The organism is Tessaracoccus caeni (genome assembly GCF_029211185.1).
GTDB classification, from domain to species: domain Bacteria; phylum Actinomycetota; class Actinomycetes; order Propionibacteriales; family Propionibacteriaceae; genus Arachnia; species Arachnia caeni.
In genome coordinates this window covers 1-23,734 of sequence record NZ_JARGDO010000025.1, presented here as the reverse complement: position 1 = coordinate 23,734, position 23,734 = coordinate 1, and the positions used below count along the sequence as shown (strand labels likewise).

Here is a 23,734-nt window from a genome sequence, read left to right as displayed (position 1 = left end):
GTTCACCTCTTCAGGAGATACGAAGCGTCGCCGGCCTTGTCGGTGAGTTGGCCGTCCTTCCACAGGCCGACCTCCTCCATCCAGGCCTCGAACTCGGGCAGCGGGCGCAGGCCCAGGGCCTGACGCAGCGACGGGGCGTCGTGGTAGCTGGTGGTCTGGTAGGACAGCATCGCGTCGTCGCCCATCGGGACGCCCATGATGAAGCTGCCACCGGCCGACGCGAACAGCACCGCCAGGTTCTCGTTGTCGTTCTGGTCGGCGACCGCGTGGTTGGTGTAGCACACGTCGCAGCCCATGTTGACGCCGGCGAGCTTGCCCATGAAGTGGTCCTCCAGGCCCGCGCGAGCGATCTGGCGCGAGTCGTAGAGGTACTCGGGTCCGATGAAGCCCACCACGGTGTTCACCTGGAACGGGTTCCAGCGGCGCGCCATGGCGTGGATGCGGGCCTCCAACGTCAGCTGATCGCCGCCGTTGTGCGCGTCGGCCGACAGCGCCGAGCCCTGACCGGTCTCGAAGTACATGTACTGGGGTCCGGCGACCACGGAGTACTTCTTGGCCACCTCGTAGGCCTCGTCCATGAGACCGACGCTGACGCCGAAGCTCTCCATCGCCTTCTCCGAGCCGGCGAGCGACTGGAACAGCAGGCCCGACGGTGCGCCGCGCTTCATCGCCTCCATCTGCGTGGTGACGTGCGCCAGCACGCAGTTCTGGGTGGGGATCTCCCACTCCTGGATGATGCCGTAGGTCATGTCCAGCAGCCGGCTGACCGAGCCGACGGTGTCGTCGGCGGGGTTGATGCCGATCACCGAGTCACCGGAGCCGTAGCTCAGGCCCTCGAGCGCGGATGAACGAATGCCCTCGACCGAGTCGGTGGGGTGATTGGGCTGGTTGCGCGAGCCCAACGTCCCGGGCAAGCCCAGGGTGTTGTTGGCGTGGGTCACCCTGCGGATCTTGCGGCCGGCGAGCACCAGATCGAGGTTGCTCATCAGCTTCGTGACCGCGGAGATCATCTCGCCGGTCAGCGAGTTGCTGATCCGGCAGATCATGTCGGAGGTGGTGGAGTTGGAGAGGATCCACTCACGGAACTCCCCCACCGTCCAGCCCTTGATCTCCTGGTAGATGGTCTCGTTGAGGCCGTCGTCGATCACTCGCGTGACCTCGTCCTCGTCGTACGGGACCACCGGGTTCTCGCGCAGCACGCTGAGCGGAACTTCGGCGAGCACATACTTCGCGGCCACCCGTTCCGCCGCCGACGTGGCGGCGATCCCGGCCTGTTGGTCGCCTGATTTCTCCTCGTTCGCCTTGGCGAGGAGCTCCTTGATACTGCCGAACTCGTATGGGGTTCCGAACAGTTTCGTCCGAAGCAGCATCGCTTCACCTCCCTATGGCCCCACCGGAGCGGGGCCCCCTTGTCATCTTTGAAACTTCGGTTGTCTAGTAGTTGTGCGGGCTTCTCATTGGTAGAACACCAACGTCTTCACGGAGACCGGGACGACGCGACCGTCGAACATCGGCTCGCCGATGTCGATGAAGTCGCCCTCGCCCAGTCCGACTTGGTCCACGACCACCAGCGGCAGGTCGTTCGCCAGTCCTTTCAGGGTCTGCCCGAGGATCTGCGCGTAGTCCTGTTCCGTCACCAGGACCACCGGCTCCCCGGGGGCTAGTTCTTCCTCCGCGAAGCTCGCCACGCCCATGGCGAGCTCCCGAAGCTGGGCGTATGTGATCCTTTCCGGCAGCACCAGCGACAACACGAATCCGCCCCGTTCCTCGCGGTCCCAGCGCTGCATCGCCGTCCGCAACGCCGCCAGTACCTGCGTGGATTCGAGGTGGTCGGGCAGCTTTGGTTCGATCACCGGCAGATTGCGCATCGGCAACTGCTGGGGTTCGGCCCAGATCGTCGAGCCGGACAGCGTCACCTGCTGGCTCGCGGCGCCGAGTACCGTGGCGCGCAGCGTCTGCGCGGGCTCGACGACGTGCAGCTCGCGCCACCGGGTGTTCTCGCGCAGCGACGTGGCCAGCAACGGGCCGACGTCGCCGTAGCGGATCACCTGCTCCAGCGTCTCCGCCGGAGCGTCGTCGTAGTAGAGAGCACCGACACCACCGGATACGAAGTAGGCGGCAACGGTGCCCTCCACCTCGAGCGGCGGGCTCAGCTGCACCGCGTCGCCGAAGCGGCAGGGCAGCCCGAGCACCAGGTCGACGATCACCTCGGCCATCGCGTCGGTGAGAGCCCGCAGGCCTGCCAGCGACGGGCGACGTCCGATCTCCACGTCGCGGATGCCGAGCCGCTCGACGATCAGCTTTCCGGGAGGGGCCAAGTGGGTGAGGATCCCGGTCTGGGGGTCGATCACCGCCTGCCGGCCGCCCACCATCGCGGCGGAGCTCGACAGGTGCTTGCCCGAGCGGAACAGCGCGGCGTTGGAGGATCCGCCTCCGACGTCGACGTTCACGACGCTGGCGTAGCGATGCCGCGACCAGTCCGCAGCGCCCGAGCCTCGTGCCGCGATCGACGACTCCAGGTTGGGGCCGGCAACGGTCACCACGAAGTCGCCGGCCAGGTCGGAGAGGCCGTGCAGGATCGCCTCGGCGTTCTTCGTCCGGGCCGTCTCCCCCGTGATGATCACGGCACCGGTCTCGACCTGCTTCGGGTCGACGCCGGCCAGCTCGTATTCGCGACGGATCAGGCCGACGAGCTTGTCGACGTCCACCAGATCGGGCGCTGCCAGGGGCGTCAGCTTCGGGTCGCTCTCGAAGAGCACCTCACGGTCGTCGATGTCGAGCCTCGGCACCAGACCAGGCCGATGCTGGTTGGTGATCGTCAGCCTGGAGAGCACCAACTGGCTGGTGGTGGTTCCGACGTCGATCCCGACGCTGAGCACATCCTGACTTGCCATGACTACGCCCTAGTAGCCCTTCCGAAAGGTCGCCTCGCCGCCCACCTCGAGCGAGTCGAGGATTGCGATGATGGCGGCGTCCACCGGAGCATCGGCCGTGGAGGCCGTCCGGCGCGCGGCACTGCCCGTCACGACCAGCACCAGCTCCCCCTCGCCCGCACCGATGGCATCCACAGCCACGTACGGATCGCCGACGAGTTGGTCGCTCGGGTCGGCCGGCCGCACCACCAGGAGCTTGCGCCCGGTGAGCGCGTCGTCCTTGATGGTGGAGACGGCCGAGCCGACGACGCGAGCGATCTGCATCTCAGGCCACCTTCTCTTCCGGAGCGGACTGCGCGGATCCTGCTGCGGGGAAGGTCTTGCCGAAGAACAGCAGGGCCACGGCGACGGCGGTCACGCCGGCGACGAACTTGCCGCTGATCATCGGGAAGATCATCTCCCTGGCCACGCCGGCGGTGAAGCCGAGATGGTCTCCCAGGAGGAAGGCCGCCGACACCGCGAAGGCCGCGTTGAGCACCTTGCCGCGGGCGTCCATGTCCTTGAACATCTCGAACATCGGGATGTTGTTGGCCAGAGTGGCGACCATGCCGCCGGCGGCTTTGTCGTTCATGCCCAGCAGCTTGCCGACCGCGGACAGCGGCTTGGCCGCGTACTTGACGATCAGCGCGACGGCGGGGAAGGCACCCAGCAGCACCATGGCGATGGCGCCGACGGTCTCCAGGCCGTCGGTGGGAGGCGCGAGCTCCCAGCCGGCCGGCATGATCTTTACCGTGGTGACCTGTTCGAAGACGGCGATGATCAGGCCGACGGTGATGACGAACACCAGTCCCTTGCCGAACCAGAGGAAGCCGGTGGTCATCTTGTCCGGGATCAGCCACAGGCCAACGGCGATCAACGCCGCGACGATGATGATCGGCACCACGTTGATGAAGACGAACGCCGGGGAGATGCCGGCCACCAGGCCTCCGACGAGCACGCCGATCGGAATGGTGGTGACGCCCGCGAGTACGCCCTTCGCCAGGTAACCGCGGTCCTCTTCTTTGATGATCGACAGCGCCACCGGGAGGGTGAACACGATCGTCGGGCCCATCATCGCACCCAGGATCAGGCCGGAGAGCCGCTGGGCCTCCGGATTGTCGGTGAGCACCTGGGCCAATGCCCAGCCGCCCATGTCGTTGGCGAGCAGCGTGCCGGCGAACATCGCCGGATCCGCCCCCACCAGGGAGTACAGGGGACCGACGACGGGCAGCAGCAGCTTGCCCAGCACCGGTGCGAGCGACATCATGCCGACCATGGCCAAAGCCAGGGGGCCGAGGGCGTTGAAGCCCTCCTCGAAGTGCTCGCCGAGCCCGAACTTGTTACCTATCGCCCGGTCGATACCGCCGAGCACCATGCAGATCATCAAAATCCAGATGATGACCTCATTCACGTCCATAGCAACCTCGCTCTGTAGGAGTCGACGCCGTCCACCCCTTTGTCAGGACGGCGTTCGACCCTCTGGATACGGCAACGCTAACACCGCGCGAGGCTCAATACGACAAGTTGTAGGAATTATCTCTGACTAGGAGCTCGGCTCCCGCGTGGAACTCGACTCAGTCGCGCATGAAACGCTCAGGAATAGTGCTCGTTTGGCCCTGATCCCACGGGCGGGCCCACCCCGCCAGGTCGAGCACCCAGTCGAGCAGGTGGGCCGTCAGGCCCCAGACGAACTCGTCGCCCAGCACGAAGGCCGGTCCCCGATACCCACTGGGATGGGTGGCGGTGACGCGCACCTCCGGCGACGTGAGCAGGGAGACCGGGTAGGCGTGCACGGCCGCGGTCTCAAAGGGATCCATCGGGCTCAACGACCCACCCGGCCAGACGCCGGTCACGGTGGTCACGTCGTAGTTGGAGGCGGGCACCCACACCGCCGGCAGGCTGCCGAGCACCTCCACCGCCCGCGGATCGAGCCCGGTCTCCTCGGAGGCCTCCCGCAGCGCCGTCGCCACCAGGCTGGGATCCTCGGGATCGCGTCGACCGCCGGGCAATGCCATCTGCCCGGCATGGCGGCGCAACGACGACGACCGGGTGAGCAGCGTCACCTCCGGATCGGAAGCGTCGCTGAACAGCATCAGCACCGCCGCCGACGCTTTACCCCGGGGCGTCCGGTCGAAGTCGACGACACGTCGGGGCGCCGGGTCGCGCAGCGCCTGCGTCAGCGTCTGGAAGGTATCGGGGTGCCTCATCGCCCCCCCAGATGCTCCGCGATGAGATCCTCCAGCTCGTCGAGCGAGTCCAGCTCACCGGGATGGATGTAGGCGATCGTCCCGTCGGCGTCGACGAAGACCGTGGTGGGCAGCCCGGCGACCTTCAGCGGAACCTGGAGGGTCTTGTCCATGTCCTGGATCTGCGGATAGGCCCAGCCGACGGTGCCGGCGAACTCGATGGCCCAATCGGGCTGCGGATCGTTGTAGTCGATGCCGAGGAAGTTGACGCCGTCAATGCTCGCCAGCGCCTCCCGCAGGATCGGCGACTCCGCCCGGCAGGGCGGGCACCACTGGGCCCAGAGGTTGATCACCCAGGGTTCGCGGGGCAGGCCGGCGAGGTTGACCGGATCCTCGGTGCCAAGGCACGGCAGCGCCGTCGCCGGCAGCCCGCCGTCGACCGGCGTCGCGTCAGGATCGGTTTCTGGGCAGTCGACGAGGCCCCACTGTTCGCGGAGCTGGGCCAGGTCCGGCGTCGGGATGGGCGTGGTGGCGCTGGAGGGTTCGGATCCCGGGGCCGAGCAGGCCGCCAGCAGCAGCGCGCAGCAGACAGCCGCGCACCACACCGAACCTCTCAGCCGCCTCACAGCGCGACGGTCAGCTCAACCTCAACGCACGCCCCCAGGGGCAGGCAGGCGACACCCACGGCGCTGCGCACGTGCACGCCCGCGTCGCCGAAGACCTCCTGCAGAAGCTCGGAGGCCCCATTGGCCACCTGCGGCTGCCCGGTGAAAGACGGGTCGCTGGCGACGAAGACGACCGCCTTCAGCACGCGCGAGATCATGTCGACGCCACCGGCGACGGCAGCGGCGGCAGCGATGGCGTTGAGTCCGGCGACGCGGGCCGCGGCCTTGGCGTCCTCAGCGCTCACTTCCGCCCCGACCCGCCCGGTCGCGAGCAGGGCACCGTCGACGAAGGGCAGCTGTCCGGAGGTCCAGACCTGGTCGCCCACCCGACTGGCCGGCACGTAGGCGGCCACCGGCGGGGCGACGTCGGGCAGGGTGATGCCCAGCTTGGCGAGGCGCTGCGACGGGCTGGTCATTCAGCCCTCCAGCGGGCGCTTGAAGTAGCCGACGAGGGTATCGGGGTTGGGGCCTGGAGCCAGCGTGATCAGCTCCCAGCCCTCGGCGCCGAAGTTGTTCAGAATCTGCTGCGCGACGTGAGACAGGATCGGCGCGGTGAAGTACTCCCACTTGGTCATGGGGCAAAGGTACTAGATGGTTGCTATCCGCCGTCCAGCACCGTGAGCTTGGCCTTGTGCTCCGGTCCGGCCGAGCACAGCACGTCGTTCCACGACGGGATGTCGGGCCTGCTGCGCAAGAGCGCGCGGCGTTCCCGTTCGGTCATGCCACCCCAGATCCCCCACTCGATGCGGTTGTCCAACGCTTCTGCCAGGCATTCGGACCTCACCGGGCACCCCATGCACACGGCGCGCGCCCGTTTTTGGTCTTTGCCCTCTGGGAACAGCGCGTCTGCCATATTTTGGCACCGCGCCCTCAAGGTCCAATCGCTGAACTCTGCTAGCGACATCTACTGCCCTCCCTTGCGCAGCTGTGTGTACGGAGCACGTTAGCGCATTTCCCCTAGTCCGCAACAATCCGTGTCACCTGGCGAAAGCCCGCTCCTTCGCGGATTCGGGTGCCTTTGCGGCTGTCACGTAGACTTGCGGCCATGAAATCCGCCTCTTTGAGCAAGAAGGCCTACGCGCTGCTGATGTTCGCCGCGGTGAGCGTGTTGTCCGGTCTGCTGCTGGCGGGGCTGGCGGTGCCGTTCGTGGCGCTGATCGGAGGAGGTACCCGGGTGGCCTCCGACAGCCTCAAGTACCTGCCGGCAGAGCTTGAGACACCGCCCCAGTCCCAGCGCTCGCAGATCCTGATGGCCAACGGCAAGGTGCTGGCCACGTTCTACGACGAGAACCGGATCTACGTCAAACTGGAGAAGATCTCTCAGGCGATGCAGGACGCCCAGGTGGCCATCGAGGACCACCGCTTCTACGAGCACGGCGCGATCGACCTGCAGGGCCTCGGCCGCGCGGTGATCAAGACCCTCACGGGCGACACTCAGGGCGCGTCGACGCTCACCCAGCAGTACGTGAAGCTCGTCCAGCTCGAGGCCGCCGTCATCCGCGACGATCAGGAAGCACAGAGGGCCGCCACCGAGGTGTCGATCGAGCGCAAGATCCGCGAGATGCGCTACGCGATGGCGGTCGAAGAGCGGATGTCCAAGAAGCAGATCCTCGAGGGTTACCTCAACATCGCCTACTACGGCAACGGCGCCTACGGCGTGGAGTCGGCCGCCCGGTTCTACTTCGGGGTGAAGGCCAGCAAGCTGAACCTGGCGCAGTCCGCGATGCTGGCGGGAATCGTGCAGAATCCCGGCAACTACAACCCGCTCACCAACACCGAGACCACCCTGGAGCGCCGCAACTTCGTGCTGCAGCGCATGGCCGATGTCGGCGCGATCTCGCAAGCGGAGGCCGACGAGGCCAAGAAGGAGACCTTCGACCCGGAGGACGTCAAGCGCACGCCCAACGGTTGCGTCTCGTCGAAGTTCCCGTTCGTCTGCGACTACGTGCAGCGCACCCTTCTCGACACCCCCAGCCTCGGTGAAACCCGGGAGCAGCGGGAGAACCTGCTGAAGCGCGGTGGCCTGACCATTCGCACCCTGATCGATCCGGCAGCTCAGAAGGACGCGGAGAAGGCGGTGGCAAAGCTGGTCTCGCCGAAGGATCCGGTGGTGTCCGGCACCGTGCTGCTCCAGCCGTCCACCGGTCTGATCGTCGCGATGGCGCAGAGCCGGCCCAAGATGGGCGACGGCAAGGGCGAGACCTACTACAACCTCAACGTCGAACAGGAGATGGGCGGCCTGGAGGGCTACCAGGCGGGCTCAACCTTCAAGCCGTTCGTGCTGGCGGCAGCCCTCGAGATGGGCTACACGCCGAAGAAGCAGTACAACGCGCCGGGCAAGATGCAGTTCCGCGGCCAGTCCTTCAAGGACTGCAAGGGCAGCTTCCCGTTCAACCAGGATTGGGATCCCGGCAACCAAGGCAACGTGGCCTACGGCTTGATCGACATGATGAAGGCGACGCAGAGCTCGGTGAACACCTACTTCATCCAGCTCGAGCGCGACGTAGGCATCTGCGCCTCGATCGACGCGGCCCAGGCCATGGGCGTGAAGCGAGCCGACGGCGTCGACATGCGCAAGGAAGCCCGCTTCCCCGCGTGGGTGCTGGGCACCAGCTACGTGACTCCGCTCTCGATGGCGGAGGCCTACGCGACGCTCGCCAACCGGGGCGTGCACTGCAAGCCCATCATCCTCGAGTCGATCACCACCGCCGACGGTCGCGATCTGAAGGTGCCGTCCGCAGACTGCGAGCGGGTCATTCCCAAGGGCGTCGCCGACGGCGTCACCTACATCCTGGAGAGCGTCATCGCCCAGGGCACCGGCAAGCCCGCACGGATCCCCGATTGGCGTCCCCAGGCCGGCAAGACGGGTACCACCAACGAGTTCAAGTCGGTGTGGTTCGCGGGCTACACCCCCGACCTCGCCGGCGTGGCGTTCATCGCGGTGGACACCGGCCCCGCGTCCAAGAAGTTCTGGAAGGGCAAGACCCAGTCGCTCCGCAACAAGCGTTTGGAGACCGGCTACTGGCTACGGGGCACGGGCGGCGGCGACGCCGGCGCCATTTGGAAGGCCGCGATGAGTTCGGCCTTGGAGGACACGCCCAAGACCAAGTTCAAGCAGCCGCCGAAGGTGATCCTGGAGGGCAAGAAGGTCAAGATTCCGAGCACAAGGGGTATGGGCCTCAACGAAGCGAAGAGGGTGCTGGAGAAGGCGGGCTTCACCGCCGTCGTCAGCCGGGAGCACAGCGACTACGCCGAGGGCACCTTCCTCGGCACCTCCCCCTACGGCGAGGCCATCAAGTTCTCGACGATCTACCTGCGGGTCTCCATGGGCAAGAAGCCGGAACCGCCGCCGCCACCCACGAAGCCCGATGACGAAAAGAAGCCCGACGACAAGAAGGACGACGACAAGAAGTCTGACGACAAAACAGACGATAAGAAGGACGACAAGAAGGACAAGGGCGACTAGTGACGTCTGGACTGCGTGGCACCCTCGTGAAAACGGCGGGTGCCACGGTCGCGCTCGGCGCAGCATGCTTTGGATGGGGTCTGATCGAGGCCGGGCTGTACACGCTTCGTCGATTCACGATGCCGGTGCTGCCAGCGGGAGCCGAACCCCTTCGGGTTCTGCACTTCTCTGACTTCCATCTGCGTCCTGGTCAGCGTCGCGAACTGGAGTTCATCGCCGGCCTCGCCGACCTCAAGCCCGATCTGGTGCTGAACACCGGTGACAACTTCACCGATCCGGCCGTGTTGCCGCCTCTGCTGGAGGCGCTCTCCGGGCTCCGCGGCGTTCCCGGGGCGTTCGTCTTCGGCTCGAACGACTACTACTTCCCCAACAAGGCCAAACCGCTCACCTACCTGTTTCACGGTCGGTCGCGGTCGACCTCGACCGGTCGTCGAGAGCTGCCCTGGCAAGAGCTCAAGTCCGGCTTGGAGCGTCTGGGATGGGAGGACGCCACTCATCGTCGCCTGACACTGGAGGCCGGCGCCCTCCGGCTCGCTCTGCGCGGCGTCGACGACGCCCACCTGAACCGCGACGACTACAGCACCGTCGCAGGCCCGGCCGACGCAGATGCCGACCTGAACATCGGCATCATGCATGCGCCGTACCTGCGTACGCTCGACGCGATGACGGCCGACGGCATGGACCTCCTGATCGCAGGCCACACCCACGGCGGCCAGGTGTGCGTGCCTTGCTACGGGGCGTTGACCAGCAACTGCGACCTCCCTCCGTCGCGTGCCAAGGGCGTCTCCGTGCACACCCACGGTGGCCGCTCCGCACCGCTGCACGTCTCAGCAGGTCTTGGCACCTCCCCGATGGCCCCGTACCGGTTCGCGTGCCGCCCCGAGGCGTCCCTGCTGACCCTGGTGCCCCGCGTCGCCGGTTAGCGTTTCCGCGGCAGAATCGATAGTATTGCCGACGGCTCAGTGAGCCATCGGGGTGTGGCGCAGCTTGGTAGCGCGCGTCGTTCGGGACGACGAGGCCGCAGGTTCAAATCCTGTCACCCCGACGCAGGCCGAGCGAAGTGGGAACTTGTTCACACTTCCGAGGCCAAGGAAGGGGTTGACGCGCGAAGCGCTATCACCCCGACCACTGTCAGGTGAGAACACCCGCCCTCAAGGGCGGGTGTTTTTCGTTCCCGTGCCTCATACGACCACTTCGGTGCCCCAGATCCGGCCGTAAGGCGCACCGGAACCGGTGGCCCGGAGATTCACGTCGGCGCCAGCCACGGAGAACCGCCCATACAACTACCTAAACATGCTATAAATTGTCTTTTATAGCATGTTTAGCGGATGGGTTAGGTAGTTTCCATGCGGTCGTTCTCCCCGCTTGATCGGACCCTCGGCACGGTCCCAGGGCCGCTCGTTCGTCAACTCGGCAGGATCGACATCGGCTGCGGCCGCGAAGAACTGTTCTCCCATCAGACCCCCCAGCTCCTTACGCAGCTCGCCTCCCGAGCCCGAGTGGAGTCCATCACGGCTTCCTCAGCGCTAGAGGGAATCACCGTCGACGACCTCGCGCGCCGCGCGCGAATCATCGCGGGGTCCGCGAAGGTGCTACGCACCAGAAGCGAACAGGAACTAGCCGGCTACCGGCTCACACTCGACTATCTCTTCACCGAGGACTGGCGCCCGCTCAACACCGGGCTCGTGCTGCACACGCACAGGTTGCTGTTTGCGGAGACCCCGGGGCACGGCGGAGGTTCCTTCAAGACGAGCGACAATCTCGTCGTCGACCAGCACGCGGACGGCACCAGGCAGATTCGGTTCAAGCCCGTTCCCGCGTCTCGCACCGAGCATTTCATCGTGGAGCTTGTCGACCACTACAACGACGCGGTCCGCGACGTCACCTTCCACCCCGTCCTCCTCGTCGGGCTGTTCATCCTTGATCTCCTCACGATCCACCCGTTCGACGACGGCAACGGACGGGTCGCGCGCGCATTGACGAATGCTCTTCTGGTCGACGCCGGATACGGAGTCGGTCGATACGTATCCCTCGAACAACTCATCGCCGAGACGGCCGACGACTACTACGCAAGCCTGCTCGCGTCGACGCACGGCTGGCACGAGAACCAGCATGATCCCTGGCCGTGGCTCAGCTACTTCGTCGGAAGACTGACAGCGGCCTACGACAGATTCGAGCAACGCACGACTGCGGAACAGGTGTCCGGCACGAAGAAGGACCGCGTGCGCGACTACGTGCTGACCCGCGCCCCGGAGTTCTTCCGCATCGGCGACATCCGAGACGCGCTCCCCGGCATCAGCGACCAGACCATCCGGCTCGTTCTCGACGCACTCAAGACTGAGGGTCGAATCCGCTCCGAGGGCACTGGCCGCAGCGCAACCTGGCGGCGTCTCGAAAACTAGGGCTCAGACGACCACAACTTCGGGAACTGCGACAGCCAGGCATCGGTCCCGAGTCCACAGCGGGATACTCAGCACATCAGCAAGTGCTGCATAGGCGGCGTCGTAGGCGGTCACCCGATGACGCAGAGCCCAAGCCTGCGACGCCATCAAACGCAGCGGGTGTCGCCTGATCCCGAGATCGTAGAAGTCACCCAGGGCGTCAAGGGCGCGCTCCTCCGTGAGCTGCCTTCCCAGGTGAAGCCCACGCAGCGCACTCATCACCTCGTAGTCGATGAGGTCTGGCGCGTGAAGCTGCCTTCCTAAGAGCTGCGCCCGCAGCACCGCGCCATCGGCTCCCACGAGCGCATCAACGACCACCGAGGTGTCGACGACGATCGACTCAGCGATCGCGATCGGCACGGATCAGCTCGACGCTGGAAATGGATGCGGTCTCTGAGCGACGGTCGACGCGCGCGAAAACCTCCTCCATGAGCGGAGTCGCCGCTTCACGTTCGAGCAGCTCCCGAAGATAGGCCGTCAATGACTGCCCGCGACGCACCGCCCGAGCGGCCAGAACCGCCCGGGTCTCGTCGTCAACCCCACGGATTTGCAGCAAAGTAGATGACATGCATCCATTTTACATACATTTAGACCAGGCACGCAGACTCCCTCGTCGGCGATCGTTCACCGGCGGTTTGCATCGCAGGAAGATGAAGGTCACCTGTCCTGAATAGCTTGACGTACACATTCGTGCGTCGACTGCGAGGATCTCCCCCACCGGCTCCAGCCACTTCGCACGCGACAAGGGCCCGAAGCCGATGCCGAGGGCTTCGCACGGATGCGCAACGAAGGGAAATCTATATGTCAGCAAAAACAGGCATGCATGCGGCACGCACCGGTCGCATCATTCTGGCCTCCGGCCTTGTTCTGGGGCTCGGAATCCTCCCCATGGGCGTCGCACATGCGGATCCCGCCCACCCGGACCACGACGCCCTCTTCCAGGAGTTCGCCGAGTACTGGAAGGCTTCGCCGTTCGATCAGACGGACGACGAGACGAAGGCAGCCACCGTCTTTCGCGGCGAGGTTCTCGACGAGGGCCGCGACATCCTGCGCCAGAACGACGAGATCCTGCAGGGCATCAACAAGCTCGGTGCCACTGACCCGGTGCAATCCAAGCGTGCGCTGATCGACGCCGACCTGGACTGGAAGCAGACCTTCCCCGACGCGCTCGGACCGGTCCTCGGCGAGTACTTCGCGGAGGGCCTCGCGGACGGATCGCTGTCCAAGACCTTGGCGATGTACGAGGAGATCGGCGTCACTCTCGCCAGCACCGGCAACGCCAAGAACACCCACAACTACCCTCGGCCGTTCCTCGACGATCGCAGCTTCGGCGACGCCGACAAGCTCAACGGACTGGACACCAACCTCGGCATCATCAAGGTGGATCCGTGGACCGACCCGGAGACGGGCCTCGCCCACGACGGCACCTACGACCTCGTTCTGGAGCATTTCTCGCAGGCCTTCCCTTCGGGGCACACCGCCTATGCGTACGGCAATGGCATCATCCTTGCGACGCTTCTTCCCGAGCTGGGGCCCGAGATCATCACCCGAGCCTCCGAGGCAGGACTGGCACGCAATGTTCTGGGCGTGCACTACCCGCTCGATGTCATCGGCGGTCGCGTCTCCGGGCACGTCAATGCCCTGGCCCTGCTCTCCGGCGATGGCTATCTGGAAAACACCGTGCTGCCCGCCCGCGAGGAGCTGACCACCTATCTCGCCGCTCAGTGCGAGGCTGACGGTCACGGTGACACTCTGGCCGAGTGCATCGAGGAGGTCGGCGCCAGCGAGGACGAGGGATACCACAACGCCTTCACCGATGCCGTCTCGACCGCCCCGGTGGTCGATCGCGCGTCGGCGCTGGACGCCTACGAGGCACGCATGTCCTACGGATTCGACCAGGTGGGCGAGGCCGAGCAGGCCCCGGTCGTCCCTGAGGGAGCCGAGGATCTGCTCGTCACCGCCTTCCCCGACCTCACCGACGCACAGCGCCGAGCCGTCCTTGCCGCCACCGAGATCGACTCCGGCTACCCGCTCGACTCGACCTCCGAAGGCTGGCAGCGCATCAACCTTCCCAAGGCGCTCAGCTCCAAGGTCACCATCGATTCCGAGGGCAACGTCGTTTCGGTGGAACCCGGCCAGAGCGTCGCATCGGTCGTCGTCGCCGGCAACACCAGCGAACCCAGCGCGACCCCTGAGCCCAGCAAGACCCCCAAGCCCAACAAGCCCGGTCTCCCCTCGACGGGTGGCGAGGATCAGAGCATGTCGCAGTCCCCCTCCCTTCTCCCCGGAGCGGCTCTTCTGCTGCTCGTCGGCGGGATCGTCGTGGCGATCTCACGCCGTGAGGTCACGACTCCGACGAAGTAGGTCACCAAGGTCTCTCGTCAGCAGGCACCACCTGCTGACGAGAGATCGCCAAGCCCCCCACCTCAGCGGAGGAACAGGGCCTTCAGGCGGCCGGTGGCGAGGATGACGCCCAAGACGATCATGACGCCGAAGTAGGCCAGGTGGCCCCAGATGGACGGCTGGATCATGCCGGTGGTGAGCTGGCGGATCATGTCGACGCCATGCCAGAGCGGAAGCGCCTTGATGAAGGTCTGAACCGCCTCCGGGTACACCTCGATCGGGAAGAAGGTGGCCGACAGCAGGAACATCGGCATCATCACGAACCACACCATGTCGAGCTGCTGGAAGGTGCGCAGGAAACTGGTGACGGCCAGACCCAGTGACGCGAACGCCAAAGCGATCACCAGGGCGGCGGGAATGGCCAGCAGCGCCGTCCACGACAGGTTCAGGCCCAGCAGCGTGGTGATCGCCATGAAACCCAGCGCGTACAGCAGGCCGCGCAGCATGGCCAGCAGGATCTCCCCCAGCGCCACGTCCATGGGGCCGAGCGACGTGGACAGCATCTGGTCGTACAGCTTGGCGTAGCGCATCTTGAAGAAGACGTTCATCGTCGAGTCGTAGATGGCGCCGTTCATGGCACTCACGGCCATCAGCGAGGGCGCGATGTAGGCGGCATACGGCACCTCGTGACCGTAGAACTGCACCGACCCGATCAAGGCACCCAACCCCAACCCCATCGACAAGAGATAGAGCACGGGTTCGAAGAAGCCGGTGACGAGGATCAGCCAGTTCTGCCGGGCGATCACCCGCAGGCCTCGGGCCACCACGGAGCTGGCGTTGCCGGCATAGAGCCCGCGCAGCGGCCCCGGTTTGAGCCGGACGGTGGCCTGGATGGGCGCGGTGCGTGTCTGGTCGCTCACTTGTCCAGCCTCCTCACGAAGTGCCGCGTGGACAGCCGCATTCCGAGTGCAGCCAGCGCGGCCAGGTAGGCGACGTGCACGACGAGCAGCCACGCCGACTCCGGCGCGCCGTACAACCCCCACCGGGAGAGCTGCACGGCATGCCACAACGGCGAGATCCAGCCGATCCAGTGCAGATAGGCGGGCAGCGTCTCCAGCGGATAGTAGGTGCCGGAGAAGAGCGTGAGCGGCATCACGACGAAACGCTCGATGAAGGACAGCTGGCCACGATCGTTCTCCTGGGTTGACACCCAGGCCATCACACCGGAGCCCACCGCCAGCGCCAGCAGCACGGCGACAGGCAGCAGCACCAGCACCCTGAGCGGATCGGCGAGCTGGAAGACCACCAGGGCCACCATGTAGACGACCGCCGCCGGTACCACGCGCGCCAGCAGCGACACCTGGAACCCGAGCACCATCTGACGTGGCGTCACCGGGGAGGAGTTCATGGCCCAGAACGTGTTCTGCCACTTGAAGCCGCCGAACACCCCGAAGGTGGCCTCCTGACTGGCCTGTTGCATCACGCCTGCCAGCACCAGGGCCGGGGCCAGGAAGACCAGATAGGGCACCCCGTCGACCCCCTGCCCGCCTTGGGCTTGATCCACCATCACGCCCAGCCCCGCGCCGAGGCCGGCCAGATAGAGGAAAGGCGACCCCAGAGCGGTGACGAAGAAGGTGATGAGATAGGCGCGCATCGCCCGGATCCGGTGCTCGGCGACGTACCACCAGCCCCAGCGACGCGTTCGCGCAAGGCTACGGGCGCGATCGATACCGCCCTGGTCCATGATCCCGGACCGGGACGACGCGGTGACTTCCACAGAGCTCATTCGATCAGGCTCCGTCCGGTGAGCCGCAGAAAGACGTCCTCCAGCGACGAGCGGCGCACCAGGCTGGTGAGCGGCTGCAAGCCCCGCTCGAGCACGGCCTGAAGAGCGGCTTCACCGTCGGCGGCGTAGACCAGGACGCGGTCGGGCAGCACCTCCTGCCGGTCGCCCAAGCCCTGCAACTGCACGGCGGCCTGCTCGTTGTTGGCCGACCCGAAGCGCACCTCCAGCACCTCGCGCGACGAGTAGCGCCGGATCAGCTCCGACGGCGACCCCTCAGCCACGATGGCGCCCTGATCGACCACCACCAGGCGATCGCAGAGCTGCTCGGCCTCGTCCATGTAGTGGGTGGTGAGCACCAGCGTGGTGCCCTCCTCCTTCAGCCGGAACAGGCGATCCCAGAGGACGTGCCTGGCTTGAGGGTCCAAGCCCGTGGTGGGCTCGTCGAGCAGCATCACCTTGGGGCTGTTGATCAGACCCCGGGCGATGGTGAGCCGGCGCTTCATGCCCCCGGACAGCTCGTCGATGCGGGCGAGACGCTTGTCCTCGAGCTGGGCGAACTGGAGCAGTTCCTCGGCCCGTTTGCGCACATAGGCGCGCGGCAACCCGAAGTAGCGTCCGTAGACGATCAGGTTGTCGACGACGCGCAGTTCCTCGTCGAGCTGGTCGGCCTGCGGCACGATGCCGAGCTGCGAGCGGATCTCGGGCCCGTTGCCATCCGTATCCAGCCCGAGCACGGTGAGGCTGCCGGAGGTTTTGGTGGACACGGCCGAGATCATGCGCATGGTGGTGGACTTCCCCGCCCCATTGGGGCCGAGGAAGCCGAAGGACTCGCCGGGCGCGATGTCGAAATCGATGCCGTCGACGGCAATGAAGTCGCCGTAGCGCTTGGTGAGCGCACGGGCGGAAATGACGGGTTCAACCACGTCCGTCAACCTACCAGCGGCGTCTGACAACCCGCTTCGCGAGCGGCAGTGCGGTCAGCGCGGCACGGCGGGGGCGGGCTCGAACATGAGCCTCCGGCCCTCGAGGGCCCGGCCCAGCGTCACCTGGTCGGCGTACTCGAGGTCGCCTCCGACGGGCAGCCCGCTGGCAGGGCGGCTGACCGCCACGCCGAAGTCGCGCAGCATCCGGCTGAGGTAGGCCGCGGTGGCTTCGCCCTGGGTGTCGGGGTCGGTGGCCAGGATAACCTCCTGCACCACCCCGTCGGCGAGGCGCTGGAAGAGCTCGCGCGTGCGCAGATCGCCCGGTCCACGGCCGTCGATGGGAGAGATCGAACCGCCCAGCACGTGGTAGAGCCCGCGGAACTCGTTGGTGCGCTCGATGGCCACCACGTCCTTCGACTCCTCCACCACGCAGAGCTTCGTCTGGTCGCGACGCGGATCGCGGCACACCCGGCAGCGCTCCTCCTGCGACACGTTGAAACACACCTCGCAGAACCTGGCCGCCGCCTTCACACGGCGCAGCGTGTCGGCGAGCCCGTAGACATCCTCTTCCGGCGCGTCGAGCAGGAAGAAAGCGATCCGCTGCGCGCTGCGAGGGCCGATGCCGGGCAACCGGCTCAGCTCGTCGATCAGATCCTGAATAGGGCCTTCGTACACCGGTGTCCCGTCACATCCCCATGCCGGGAGGAAGCTGCGGCATGGCCGCCTGCGCAGCGTCGTCGACGGCCTCCTTGGCGGCGCGGAAAGCCGCGACGATCAGATCCTGCAGCGTCTCCGCGTCGTCGGGATCGATGGCCTCAGGCTTGATCTCCACGCCGGTGAGGTCTCCCTTGCCGGAGAGGGTGACGACGACGAGGTCGCCTCCCGCGCTGCCGGTGAAGCTCTGCGCGGCCAGATCTTCCTGGGCCTGCAGCAGGTCTTCCTGCAGCTTCTGTGCCTGAGCCATCAACTGACCCATGTCAAAGCCGTCGAACATGATTCACCTTCCGATCGTGACCGCTCTACTGTACGCGGTGTTCTACCCGACGCGACGCACCCCACACGCACGGTCGTTGAGGTGCGAGCTTGCGAGCCTCGAAGCGACCTGGCCGGCAGCCGGAGGACAGACCTGATCAAACTCGCGTCCGCTCTTTTCGAGGCTCCGCTGCGCTCCGCACCTCAAAGAGCGTGAATGAGGTGCTTCGCCGCTCCAGATTGTCGAGGCTCCGCTGCGCTCCGCACCTCAAAGAGCGTCATCAGTTCAGTTCTTCCACGGAGATGATCTCCGCGTTGAAGGCCGAAGTGAGTAACTCTTCCGCGTTGTTCGCCGCATCAAGTTCGACGTCGTCCTGCGATACCTCGTCGAACTCCGGCTCCGGCTCGCGAGGCGGCGGCGGAGACGACGGGCCGGGCGCGTGCTGGCGGACGGGGGCCTGCGGAGGCGGCTCAGGCGCCCGTCGGGATTGTTGGGCGGACGCGGCGGCTGTTCCGTCTTCGGAGAGCACGGAGTTGATCCGCAACTCGACGCCGATCACCGCCAGCAATGCCTCTGCCAGAACCTCTGCGCTCCCGCCGGAACCGAAGTTGTCGCGGGCACCGGAGCTGGCGAACCCGAGGACGAGCGCACCGTCGGCCACATCGACCACCTGAGCGTGCTGGGACAGCATCATGTAGGTGAACCGCTTGCGCCGCTTCACCTCTTCGAGCACCCCTGGCCACACGCGCCGCAGTTCTGCGGCCGTCAGTTGCCCGACCGGCCGTCGTGCCGCAGCCGGCGCCGCCGACGGCCCGGGCTGTGCGACCGGCGTCGACGGGGCGGCGGCCGCGCTCGCCCCGGCGCCCGTTCGCGGCGGAGCGCCGGCTGGTCGCCGTCCTTGCGCCGGCCGTTGGGCTGGCGTCTGCCCTTGAGGCGGGCGCACCTGCTCGGCCGGCGCAACAGGGGGTTCGGCCTGCGGGGGCGCGGCGGACTCGGACGGACGCGTGGGGCGCGACGGCTGTGGCTGCGCCGGAGGTTGTGCCTGGACCGGCTCAGCAGAGCCGGCCGGAGCCTGCGGCGCGACTGGCTGGACAGACCCGGCAGAAGGAGCAGCCTGGGGAGCACGACGGGTCGCCGTCGCCGGCCGGGCACCGGGCACATCGTCCCAGTTGGCGGGCGGAGCCTGGGCCTCGCCCGAACCCATCATCCCGACGCGTCGTTCAAGCCGGTCCATGCGGGCATGGAGGCCGCGCTCGTCGGCGTCGGCCCCGGGCAGCAGGACGCGCGCGCACATCAGCTCCAGGTGCAGGCGAGGCGCGGTGGTGCCGCGCATGTCGGTGAGGCCGGTGGCGATCACCTCCGCCGCACGAGTCAGCTCGCCGGCACCCATGCCGGCCACCTGGGTCTTGAACCGCTCGGCCTGATCGGCCGACACGTCGAGCAAACCGGTGTCGGCGGCGTCGGGCACGGCGGCCAGGATCACCAGATCGCGCAGCCGGCGCAGTAGATCCTCGGCGAAACGACGCGGATCCTGACCCACCTCGATCACCTTGTCGACCGCCTTGAACACGCCCGCCGAGTCGCCGGCCGCGAAGGCGTCGACGATCTCGTCGAGCAGCGAATCGGGCGTGAAGCCGAGCAGCGCCGCGGCTTGGTCGTATTCGACGCCGTTCTCCCCCGCTCCGCCGAGGAGCTGATCGAGAACCGAGAGCGAGTCGCGCACCGAGCCGGCACCGGCCCGCACCACCAGCGGCAGCGCGACCGGATCGACGCGCACGCCCTCCTGGGTGCAGATCTCGGCCAGGTAGTCGCCCAGCACCCGCGGCGGCACCAGCCGGAACGGATAGTGGTGGGTGCGGGAGCGAATGGTGCCGATGACCTTCTCCGGCTCCGTCGTGGCGAAGATGAACTTGGTGTGCGGCGGCGGCTCCTCCACCAGCTTCAGCAGCGCGTTGAAGCCGGCGGTGGTGACCATGTGGGCTTCGTCGACGATGTAGATCTTGTAGCGGCTGGCCACCGGCGCAAAGAAGGCGCGCTCCCGGAGATCGCGCGCGTCCTCGACGCCGCCGTGCGAGGCCGCGTCGATCTCGATCACGTCGATGGAACCGGGACCGCCGCGAGCCAGATCCTGGCACGACTGGCACTGGCCGCATGGCTGCGAGGTGGGCCCCTGCTCGCAGTTGAGGCAGCGGGCGAGGATGCGCGCGGAGGTGGTCTTGCCGCACCCGCGCGGACCCGAGAACAGATAGGCGTGGTTCACCCGGTTGCTCTCCAAGGCCCGGCGCAGCGGCACGGTGACGTGATCCTGGCCGATCACCTCGGCGAAAGAATCCGGACGATAGCGCCGGTACAGGGCCAGCGGGGCTTCGGGGGCCTCGTCAGGCCTGGCGACCGGGCGTCGAGAGGGCGGCGGAGGCGGCGCGAGAGACGCTGCAGGCTCGTCGTCTGGATCAACAGGCTCGTCGCCGAAGAGGCCTGGGCCTTCCATGGGCTCGAACTCGGGCAAGCCGTCGTCGAACGGCTCCTCGCCGAAGAGATCCTGATCCGCGTCGTAGCTCTGGTCCACGCGTTCACCCTATTCGACGGCACTGACAGGGGAAAGAAAAAGGCCCCTCGCGCACCCGACAGAGCTCACTTACCCTTGCTGCCTTCCGACCCTGGGGGAGTTGGGCGAGATAACGCCGCGCGAGGAACCGGGCTCCACTGTACTAGAGGTAATACAGACTGCCCAACCCACGCCCAGGGAACACGCCTGAAACGACGCTCCGGTAGCCTGCCCTCGCTGGACTCTCTCACCTCAAGGACTCCCATGAACGCCGTCGTACTCGCCGTCCTCATCATGCTGCTACTCGCTTTGATGCGAGTGCACGTGGTGCTGTCGCTCTTCCTCGGCGCCCTCGTGGGCGGTCTCTGGGCCGGTCTCGGCCTCGATGCGACGATGGTCGCCTTCCAAGACGGGCTGCAAGCCGGCGCGCAGATCGCCTTGTCCTACGCGCTGCTCGGCGCCTTCGCGATGGCGGTCGCCCACTCGGGTCTCCCCCAACTTCTGGCGGACTGGCTGATCGCCAAACTCGACTCGGACGACGCCTCGACGGGACGCAAGGCGGCCGCCTGGGCGAAGTACGGCCTCCTCGCCGGCGTCCTCGCGATGGCCATCTCCAGCCAGAACATCATCCCGGTGCACATCGCTTTCATTCCGCTGCTCATTCCTCCGCTGCTGGTCGTGATGAGCAGACTCAAGCTCGACCGCCGTGCCGTCGCCTGTGTGCTCACCTTCGGCCTGGTCACCACCTACATGTACCTTCCCGTCGGTTTCGGCAAGGTGTTCCTCTCCAACATCCTCTACGCGAACATCGAGGCCGCCGGCCTGGCGGTGAGTCACATCCCGCCGACCCAGGCGATGGGCATCCCCGCCATCGGCATGCTGTTCGGCCTCTTGATGGCGGTCTTCGTGACCTACCGCAAGCCCCGCGACTACGACGTCACGGCAAAGGTCGACGACCACCAGCCCACCAAGCTCCACCCCTACCGGATCGCCATCGCGATCGCCGCGGTGGTGGCCTGTTTCGGTATCCAGACCTGGCTGAACCTGGCTGACTCCGAAGCGGATCCACTACTCGTGGGAGCCCTCGTCGGCCTGCTCATCTTCATCGCCTCCGGGTCTGTGAAGTGGCGCGACGCCGACGCTGTCTTCACCGGCGGCATGCGGATGATGGCACTGGTGGGCATCATCATGATCACCGCCCAGGGCTTCGCCTCTGTGATGCGTGCGACCGGTCAAGTCGAGACGCTCGTGGAATCCAGTGCGGCGATGTTCGGCGGCAGCAAAGCGTTGGCTGCCCTCGTGATGCTGTTCGTCGGCCTACTGGTCACGATGGGCATCGGCAGTTCCTTCTCGACGCTGCCCATCATCACCGCGATCTACGTGCCGCTGTGCGTCTCGCTGGGCTTCTCGCCGCTGGCGACGGTGTCGATCATCGGCACCGCCGGCGCCCTGGGTGACGCCGGCTCCCCCGCCTCGGACTCCACCCTCGGCCCCACGGCCGGTCTCAACGCCGACGGCCAGCACGACCACATGCGAGACAGCGTGATCCCCACCTTCATCCACTTCAACATCCCGCTGCTGGTCGCGGGCTGGATCGCCGCGATGGTGCTCTGATCCGTGATTTGGGGGCCCGCCGAAAGCTCCGGTAGAGTACCCGGCGGAGGATTCGCCTAGAGGCCTATGGCGCTCGCTTGGAAAGCGGGTTGGGTTCACGCCCTCACGAGTTCGAATCTCGTATCCTCCGCCACCGAGAAGCCCGCCCCAGCTGGGGCGGGCTTTCACTTTTCCACAGGAGCTTTCAACCTCTCGTGTTCGGGCGTCCACCACCGTAGACTTGCCGCATGTCGACAGGTCGAATCGTTGCGGATCCCATGGTCATGGCTGGCGCCCCCACCATCCGTGGCACGCGAGTGACCGTTTCCGCAGTGCTGGGCCAGTTGGCAGCGGGAGCAACCATCGACGAACTGTTGGTCGATTATCCTTCCCTCGACAGAGACGATGTCCTAGCCGCTCTCGCGTTCGCTGCGGCGTCGATTCCCCAAGAACGCCCGTTCGTCGCGGCATGAAGGTACTCGTCGACGAGAACCTCTCCCTTCGCGTTGCCGCTCTCCTGAGAGCCAGCGGCTTTGATGCTGTCCACGTTCTAGAACGACATCTCGGTGGCGCCTCCGACGTCGAGGTGAGCGAACTGGTTGCCCCTCGACTGACTAGTCGTCGTCGGCTGAGCAGTCTTCGGCGATCGAGAGCTCGATCAGTGAAGTGACCGTGCGGTTATAGAGCTTTCCGTCCGGGCGGTAGCTGACGGTCTGCGACGACACCTCCGCCACCTCTGCCCCTGGCGACCGTTGAATCTGCAAAGCAACCGCCACCGTCTGACCCGGTTCGATGACAAAGCCTTCGACCGGTTTGCGCGCCGCCCATTGCTCTGGACTGTCTTCCGTCAGCTCCTGGCCAGCCGAGCCCGCGCCTCCATCAAGGCGAAGCCCAGAAGGTTCAAGCCGCGCCATCGTTGCGGCATCTCGGCGAACTCCGAGTCCTGAGCAAGTCCGATTCCCCAAACGCGGTCCACCGGTGAGGCCTCGACCAAGACGCGTTTTCCCGTGTTGAGCAGGAACTCTCGCAGGGCGGGATCGCTGCCGAACTTCGCCGTCGATCCGGTCACGACGATGTCCCAGCGGTGTTCACGCCAGCGCTGCTCGTCGAATCCCCTCACCGTGCGCCCGATCTCCTTGGCCTTGGCAGGGCTATGCACCCGAAGCACGGCGGTGGCGCTATCGGAATCGTCGAATAACAAGGCCTTACGCCACATCATGTAATGCTCGGCGGAGGCGAACGTCGCCCCGTCGACGGAGAACGGAGCCGGCCACCACTGGCTGAAGCACGACGCGCCGAGGCTGCCGTCCTTGCCGGGCCGATGGCCCCAAAACAGCACGTACTTCGGTTTCGCTCCTGCCTCGACGGCCTTGACGAGTTGCGCGACAGATCGCACACCCTCGGGCTTCATTGCTCCCATGCCACAAGCCTGCCAGCAGATCCCGGTTCGTGCACCAACACCACCCCACGGTCGGAACCCTGGAGTTCCGTACCGAATTTGGATAGTCAACGCGACGCGGATGCCGGGTAGTCCAGGTCGAAGGCCGCCTGGATCGCCGCTGTGAGTTCCATCTCCTGGCGATCGTGCAGGAAACCCAGTTGACGGCCAAGCTGCTCGGCCGGGATGGTCTGGATATTGTCACAGCTGATCACGCTGGTGTGATCGAGCCCGTTGGCCGGCCCCACCTCAACCTCGGTGGACAGGCCTCGAATAGTGCTGGTGATGGGCGCCACCGTCACGCGACGGAGATACGGCCTCACCGCCTCACGAGTAAGAGATTCCGCAGGTAGGTGCGTGTCGGTGACGTAGGACAGGCACGAGTCTCGGTAGGAGAGGTGGTATCTGACGCCGCTTCTTCCCCGAGGTACTCGTGCCTGCACTGCCATCTTTCATCATGAAC

Annotated in this window: 25 protein-coding genes, 2 tRNA genes, 1 other RNA gene and 1 pseudogene; 9 read left to right on the top strand and 20 right to left on the bottom strand. The window is 66.3% G+C overall.

Annotated elements, in window-relative coordinates:
* Positions 1 to 2: 2 nt before the first annotated feature.
* From P0D62_RS17195 to P0D62_RS17155, 9 genes are all read right to left on the bottom strand, one after another.
* Positions 3 to 1,370 carry an ethanolamine ammonia-lyase subunit EutB gene (locus tag P0D62_RS17195; protein WP_275703768.1) on the bottom strand — a complete coding sequence of 456 codons (1,368 nt, stop codon included), beginning with the start codon at positions 1,368 to 1,370 and terminating at the stop codon, positions 3 to 5.
* 84 nt (positions 1,371 to 1,454) lie between these two features.
* Positions 1,455 to 2,894: an ethanolamine ammonia-lyase reactivating factor EutA gene (locus tag P0D62_RS17190; RefSeq protein WP_275703767.1), complete on the bottom strand. Its 1,440-nt coding sequence runs from the start codon at positions 2,892 to 2,894 to the stop codon at positions 1,455 to 1,457.
* A 9-nt stretch (positions 2,895 to 2,903) separates the two neighbouring features.
* Positions 2,904 to 3,197: a EutN/CcmL family microcompartment protein gene (locus P0D62_RS17185; protein WP_275703766.1), complete on the bottom strand. Its 294-nt coding sequence runs from the start codon at positions 3,195 to 3,197 to the stop codon at positions 2,904 to 2,906.
* A gap of 1 nt (position 3,198) precedes the next feature.
* The gene (locus P0D62_RS17180) at positions 3,199 to 4,329 is read right to left on the bottom strand and encodes an ethanolamine utilization protein EutH (RefSeq protein ID WP_275703765.1); all 1,131 of its coding nucleotides are present in this window, start codon (positions 4,327 to 4,329) and stop codon (positions 3,199 to 3,201) included.
* Between the two features lie 157 nt (positions 4,330 to 4,486).
* Positions 4,487 to 5,119 carry an NUDIX hydrolase gene (locus P0D62_RS17175; RefSeq protein ID WP_275703764.1) on the bottom strand — a complete coding sequence of 211 codons (633 nt, stop codon included), beginning with the start codon at positions 5,117 to 5,119 and terminating at the stop codon, positions 4,487 to 4,489.
* Positions 5,116 to 5,724: a TlpA family protein disulfide reductase gene (locus tag P0D62_RS17170; RefSeq protein WP_275703763.1), complete on the bottom strand. Its 609-nt coding sequence runs from the start codon at positions 5,722 to 5,724 to the stop codon at positions 5,116 to 5,118. The genes P0D62_RS17175 and P0D62_RS17170 overlap by 4 nt, the downstream gene beginning before the upstream one ends.
* Positions 5,721 to 6,179: a RidA family protein gene (locus P0D62_RS17165; RefSeq protein ID WP_275703762.1), complete on the bottom strand. Its 459-nt coding sequence runs from the start codon at positions 6,177 to 6,179 to the stop codon at positions 5,721 to 5,723. Before P0D62_RS17165 ends, P0D62_RS17170 begins: the two co-directional genes overlap by 4 nt.
* Positions 6,180 to 6,338: a hypothetical protein gene (locus tag P0D62_RS17160; RefSeq protein ID WP_275703761.1), complete on the bottom strand. Its 159-nt coding sequence runs from the start codon at positions 6,336 to 6,338 to the stop codon at positions 6,180 to 6,182.
* Between the two features lie 23 nt (positions 6,339 to 6,361).
* Positions 6,362 to 6,667: a WhiB family transcriptional regulator gene (locus P0D62_RS17155; RefSeq protein WP_275703760.1), complete on the bottom strand. Its 306-nt coding sequence runs from the start codon at positions 6,665 to 6,667 to the stop codon at positions 6,362 to 6,364.
* A 141-nt stretch (positions 6,668 to 6,808) separates the two neighbouring features.
* Between P0D62_RS17155 and P0D62_RS17150 the strand changes: the two genes are divergently transcribed.
* The 4 genes from P0D62_RS17150 to P0D62_RS17135 all read left to right on the top strand — a co-directional run bounded on the left by P0D62_RS17150 (position 6,809) and on the right by P0D62_RS17135 (position 11,631).
* Positions 6,809 to 9,229, top strand: a complete 2,421-nt coding sequence (locus P0D62_RS17150) for a transglycosylase domain-containing protein (protein WP_275703759.1) — start codon at positions 6,809 to 6,811, stop codon at positions 9,227 to 9,229.
* A complete protein-coding gene (locus tag P0D62_RS17145; RefSeq protein WP_275703758.1) occupies positions 9,229 to 10,152 on the top strand; it encodes a metallophosphoesterase in 924 nt (307 codons plus the stop codon). The genes P0D62_RS17150 and P0D62_RS17145 overlap by 1 nt, the downstream gene beginning before the upstream one ends.
* A 48-nt stretch (positions 10,153 to 10,200) precedes the next feature.
* A tRNA-Pro gene (locus tag P0D62_RS17140) sits at positions 10,201 to 10,274 on the top strand.
* A gap of 301 nt (positions 10,275 to 10,575) precedes the next feature.
* Positions 10,576 to 11,631 carry a Fic family protein gene (locus P0D62_RS17135; RefSeq protein WP_275703757.1) on the top strand — a complete coding sequence of 352 codons (1,056 nt, stop codon included), beginning with the start codon at positions 10,576 to 10,578 and terminating at the stop codon, positions 11,629 to 11,631.
* Positions 11,632 to 11,634: 3 nt separating this feature from the next.
* On the opposite strand, the gene P0D62_RS17130 is transcribed toward P0D62_RS17135, so the two are convergent.
* Together P0D62_RS17130 and P0D62_RS17125 are read right to left on the bottom strand one after the other, a co-directional pair.
* Entirely contained in the window at positions 11,635 to 12,030 is a 396-nt protein-coding gene (locus tag P0D62_RS17130) for a type II toxin-antitoxin system VapC family toxin (RefSeq protein WP_275703756.1), read from the bottom strand.
* The gene (locus tag P0D62_RS17125; RefSeq protein ID WP_275703755.1) at positions 12,011 to 12,238 is read right to left on the bottom strand and encodes a FitA-like ribbon-helix-helix domain-containing protein; all 228 of its coding nucleotides are present in this window, start codon (positions 12,236 to 12,238) and stop codon (positions 12,011 to 12,013) included. The genes P0D62_RS17130 and P0D62_RS17125 overlap by 20 nt, the downstream gene beginning before the upstream one ends.
* A gap of 233 nt (positions 12,239 to 12,471) precedes the next feature.
* Between P0D62_RS17125 and P0D62_RS17120 the strand changes: the two genes are divergently transcribed.
* Positions 12,472 to 14,034 carry a phosphatase PAP2 family protein gene (locus tag P0D62_RS17120; protein ID WP_275703754.1) on the top strand — a complete coding sequence of 521 codons (1,563 nt, stop codon included), beginning with the start codon at positions 12,472 to 12,474 and terminating at the stop codon, positions 14,032 to 14,034.
* 62 nt (positions 14,035 to 14,096) lie between these two features.
* Here the strand turns inward: P0D62_RS17120 and P0D62_RS17115 are convergent, their stop codons facing one another.
* From P0D62_RS17115 to ffs, 7 genes are all read right to left on the bottom strand, one after another.
* Complete coding sequence (locus tag P0D62_RS17115; RefSeq protein WP_275703753.1) at positions 14,097 to 14,933, bottom strand: ABC transporter permease; 837 nt, start codon at positions 14,931 to 14,933, stop codon at positions 14,097 to 14,099.
* Complete coding sequence (locus P0D62_RS17110; protein ID WP_275703752.1) at positions 14,930 to 15,799, bottom strand: ABC transporter permease; 870 nt, start codon at positions 15,797 to 15,799, stop codon at positions 14,930 to 14,932. Before P0D62_RS17110 ends, P0D62_RS17115 begins: the two co-directional genes overlap by 4 nt.
* Positions 15,796 to 16,722 carry an ABC transporter ATP-binding protein gene (locus P0D62_RS17105; RefSeq protein ID WP_319947019.1) on the bottom strand — a complete coding sequence of 309 codons (927 nt, stop codon included), beginning with the start codon at positions 16,720 to 16,722 and terminating at the stop codon, positions 15,796 to 15,798. Before P0D62_RS17105 ends, P0D62_RS17110 begins: the two co-directional genes overlap by 4 nt.
* A gap of 54 nt (positions 16,723 to 16,776) precedes the next feature.
* On the bottom strand, positions 16,777 to 17,397 hold the full coding sequence (recR, locus tag P0D62_RS17100; protein ID WP_275703750.1) for a recombination mediator RecR: 621 nt from the start codon (positions 17,395 to 17,397) through the stop codon (positions 16,777 to 16,779).
* 10 nt (positions 17,398 to 17,407) lie between these two features.
* Positions 17,408 to 17,716: a YbaB/EbfC family nucleoid-associated protein gene (locus P0D62_RS17095; protein ID WP_275703749.1), complete on the bottom strand. Its 309-nt coding sequence runs from the start codon at positions 17,714 to 17,716 to the stop codon at positions 17,408 to 17,410.
* A gap of 259 nt (positions 17,717 to 17,975) precedes the next feature.
* Positions 17,976 to 20,183: a DNA polymerase III subunit gamma and tau gene (locus P0D62_RS17090; RefSeq protein WP_275703800.1), complete on the bottom strand. Its 2,208-nt coding sequence runs from the start codon at positions 20,181 to 20,183 to the stop codon at positions 17,976 to 17,978.
* Between the two features lie 113 nt (positions 20,184 to 20,296).
* Positions 20,297 to 20,393, bottom strand: an RNA gene (gene ffs, locus P0D62_RS17085) — signal recognition particle sRNA small type.
* A 111-nt stretch (positions 20,394 to 20,504) separates the two neighbouring features.
* Between ffs and P0D62_RS17080 the strand changes: the two genes are divergently transcribed.
* From P0D62_RS17080 to P0D62_RS19215, 4 genes and pseudogenes are all read left to right on the top strand, one after another.
* Positions 20,505 to 21,854 carry a Na+/H+ antiporter family protein gene (locus tag P0D62_RS17080; protein WP_275703748.1) on the top strand — a complete coding sequence of 450 codons (1,350 nt, stop codon included), beginning with the start codon at positions 20,505 to 20,507 and terminating at the stop codon, positions 21,852 to 21,854.
* Between the two features lie 45 nt (positions 21,855 to 21,899).
* Positions 21,900 to 21,987, top strand: a tRNA-Ser gene (locus P0D62_RS17075).
* 94 nt (positions 21,988 to 22,081) lie between these two features.
* Complete coding sequence (locus P0D62_RS17070) at positions 22,082 to 22,306, top strand: DUF433 domain-containing protein (protein WP_275703747.1); 225 nt, start codon at positions 22,082 to 22,084, stop codon at positions 22,304 to 22,306.
* Positions 22,303 to 22,368 (top strand): annotated as a pseudogene (locus P0D62_RS19215) (hypothetical protein); the annotation flags it as partial. The gene P0D62_RS17070 and the pseudogene P0D62_RS19215, both read left to right, overlap by 4 nt.
* A gap of 312 nt (positions 22,369 to 22,680) precedes the next feature.
* Here the strand turns inward: P0D62_RS19215 and P0D62_RS17065 are convergent.
* Together P0D62_RS17065 and P0D62_RS17060 are read right to left on the bottom strand one after the other, a co-directional pair.
* On the bottom strand, positions 22,681 to 23,253 hold the full coding sequence (locus tag P0D62_RS17065; RefSeq protein ID WP_275703746.1) for an NADAR family protein: 573 nt from the start codon (positions 23,251 to 23,253) through the stop codon (positions 22,681 to 22,683).
* 86 nt (positions 23,254 to 23,339) lie between these two features.
* Positions 23,340 to 23,594 (bottom strand): type II toxin-antitoxin system PemK/MazF family toxin, encoded by a 255-nt coding sequence (locus tag P0D62_RS17060; RefSeq protein ID WP_275703745.1) that lies wholly within the window; start codon positions 23,592 to 23,594, stop codon positions 23,340 to 23,342.
* Positions 23,595 to 23,734: the final 140 nt, after the last annotated feature.

Excerpts from the sequence above, each read along its gene's own strand:
- P0D62_RS17195 (WP_275703768.1), bottom strand. The coding sequence starts at position 1,370 with ATGCTGCTTCGGACGAAACTGTTCGGAACCCCATACGAGTTCGGCAGT.
- P0D62_RS17190 (WP_275703767.1), bottom strand. The coding sequence starts at position 2,894 with ATGGCAAGTCAGGATGTGCTCAGCGTCGGGATCGACGTCGGAACCACC.
- P0D62_RS17185 (WP_275703766.1), bottom strand. The coding sequence starts at position 3,197 with ATGCAGATCGCTCGCGTCGTCGGCTCGGCCGTCTCCACCATCAAGGAC.
- P0D62_RS17180 (WP_275703765.1), bottom strand. The coding sequence starts at position 4,329 with ATGGACGTGAATGAGGTCATCATCTGGATTTTGATGATCTGCATGGTG.
- P0D62_RS17175 (WP_275703764.1), bottom strand. The coding sequence starts at position 5,119 with ATGAGGCACCCCGATACCTTCCAGACGCTGACGCAGGCGCTGCGCGAC.
- P0D62_RS17165 (WP_275703762.1), bottom strand. The coding sequence starts at position 6,179 with ATGACCAGCCCGTCGCAGCGCCTCGCCAAGCTGGGCATCACCCTGCCC.
- P0D62_RS17160 (WP_275703761.1), bottom strand. The coding sequence starts at position 6,338 with ATGACCAAGTGGGAGTACTTCACCGCGCCGATCCTGTCTCACGTCGCG.
- P0D62_RS17155 (WP_275703760.1), bottom strand. The coding sequence starts at position 6,667 with ATGTCGCTAGCAGAGTTCAGCGATTGGACCTTGAGGGCGCGGTGCCAA.
- P0D62_RS17150 (WP_275703759.1), top strand. The coding sequence starts at position 6,809 with ATGAAATCCGCCTCTTTGAGCAAGAAGGCCTACGCGCTGCTGATGTTC.
- P0D62_RS17135 (WP_275703757.1), top strand. The coding sequence starts at position 10,576 with ATGCGGTCGTTCTCCCCGCTTGATCGGACCCTCGGCACGGTCCCAGGG.
- P0D62_RS17125 (WP_275703755.1), bottom strand. The coding sequence starts at position 12,238 with ATGTCATCTACTTTGCTGCAAATCCGTGGGGTTGACGACGAGACCCGG.
- P0D62_RS17120 (WP_275703754.1), top strand. The coding sequence starts at position 12,472 with ATGTCAGCAAAAACAGGCATGCATGCGGCACGCACCGGTCGCATCATT.
- P0D62_RS17110 (WP_275703752.1), bottom strand. The coding sequence starts at position 15,799 with ATGAGCTCTGTGGAAGTCACCGCGTCGTCCCGGTCCGGGATCATGGAC.
- P0D62_RS17095 (WP_275703749.1), bottom strand. The coding sequence starts at position 17,716 with ATGTTCGACGGCTTTGACATGGGTCAGTTGATGGCTCAGGCACAGAAG.
- P0D62_RS17090 (WP_275703800.1), bottom strand. The coding sequence starts at position 20,183 with ATGGAAGGCCCAGGCCTCTTCGGCGACGAGCCTGTTGATCCAGACGAC.
- P0D62_RS17080 (WP_275703748.1), top strand. The coding sequence starts at position 20,505 with ATGAACGCCGTCGTACTCGCCGTCCTCATCATGCTGCTACTCGCTTTG.
- P0D62_RS17070 (WP_275703747.1), top strand. The coding sequence starts at position 22,082 with ATGTCGACAGGTCGAATCGTTGCGGATCCCATGGTCATGGCTGGCGCC.
- P0D62_RS17065 (WP_275703746.1), bottom strand. The coding sequence starts at position 23,253 with ATGGGAGCAATGAAGCCCGAGGGTGTGCGATCTGTCGCGCAACTCGTC.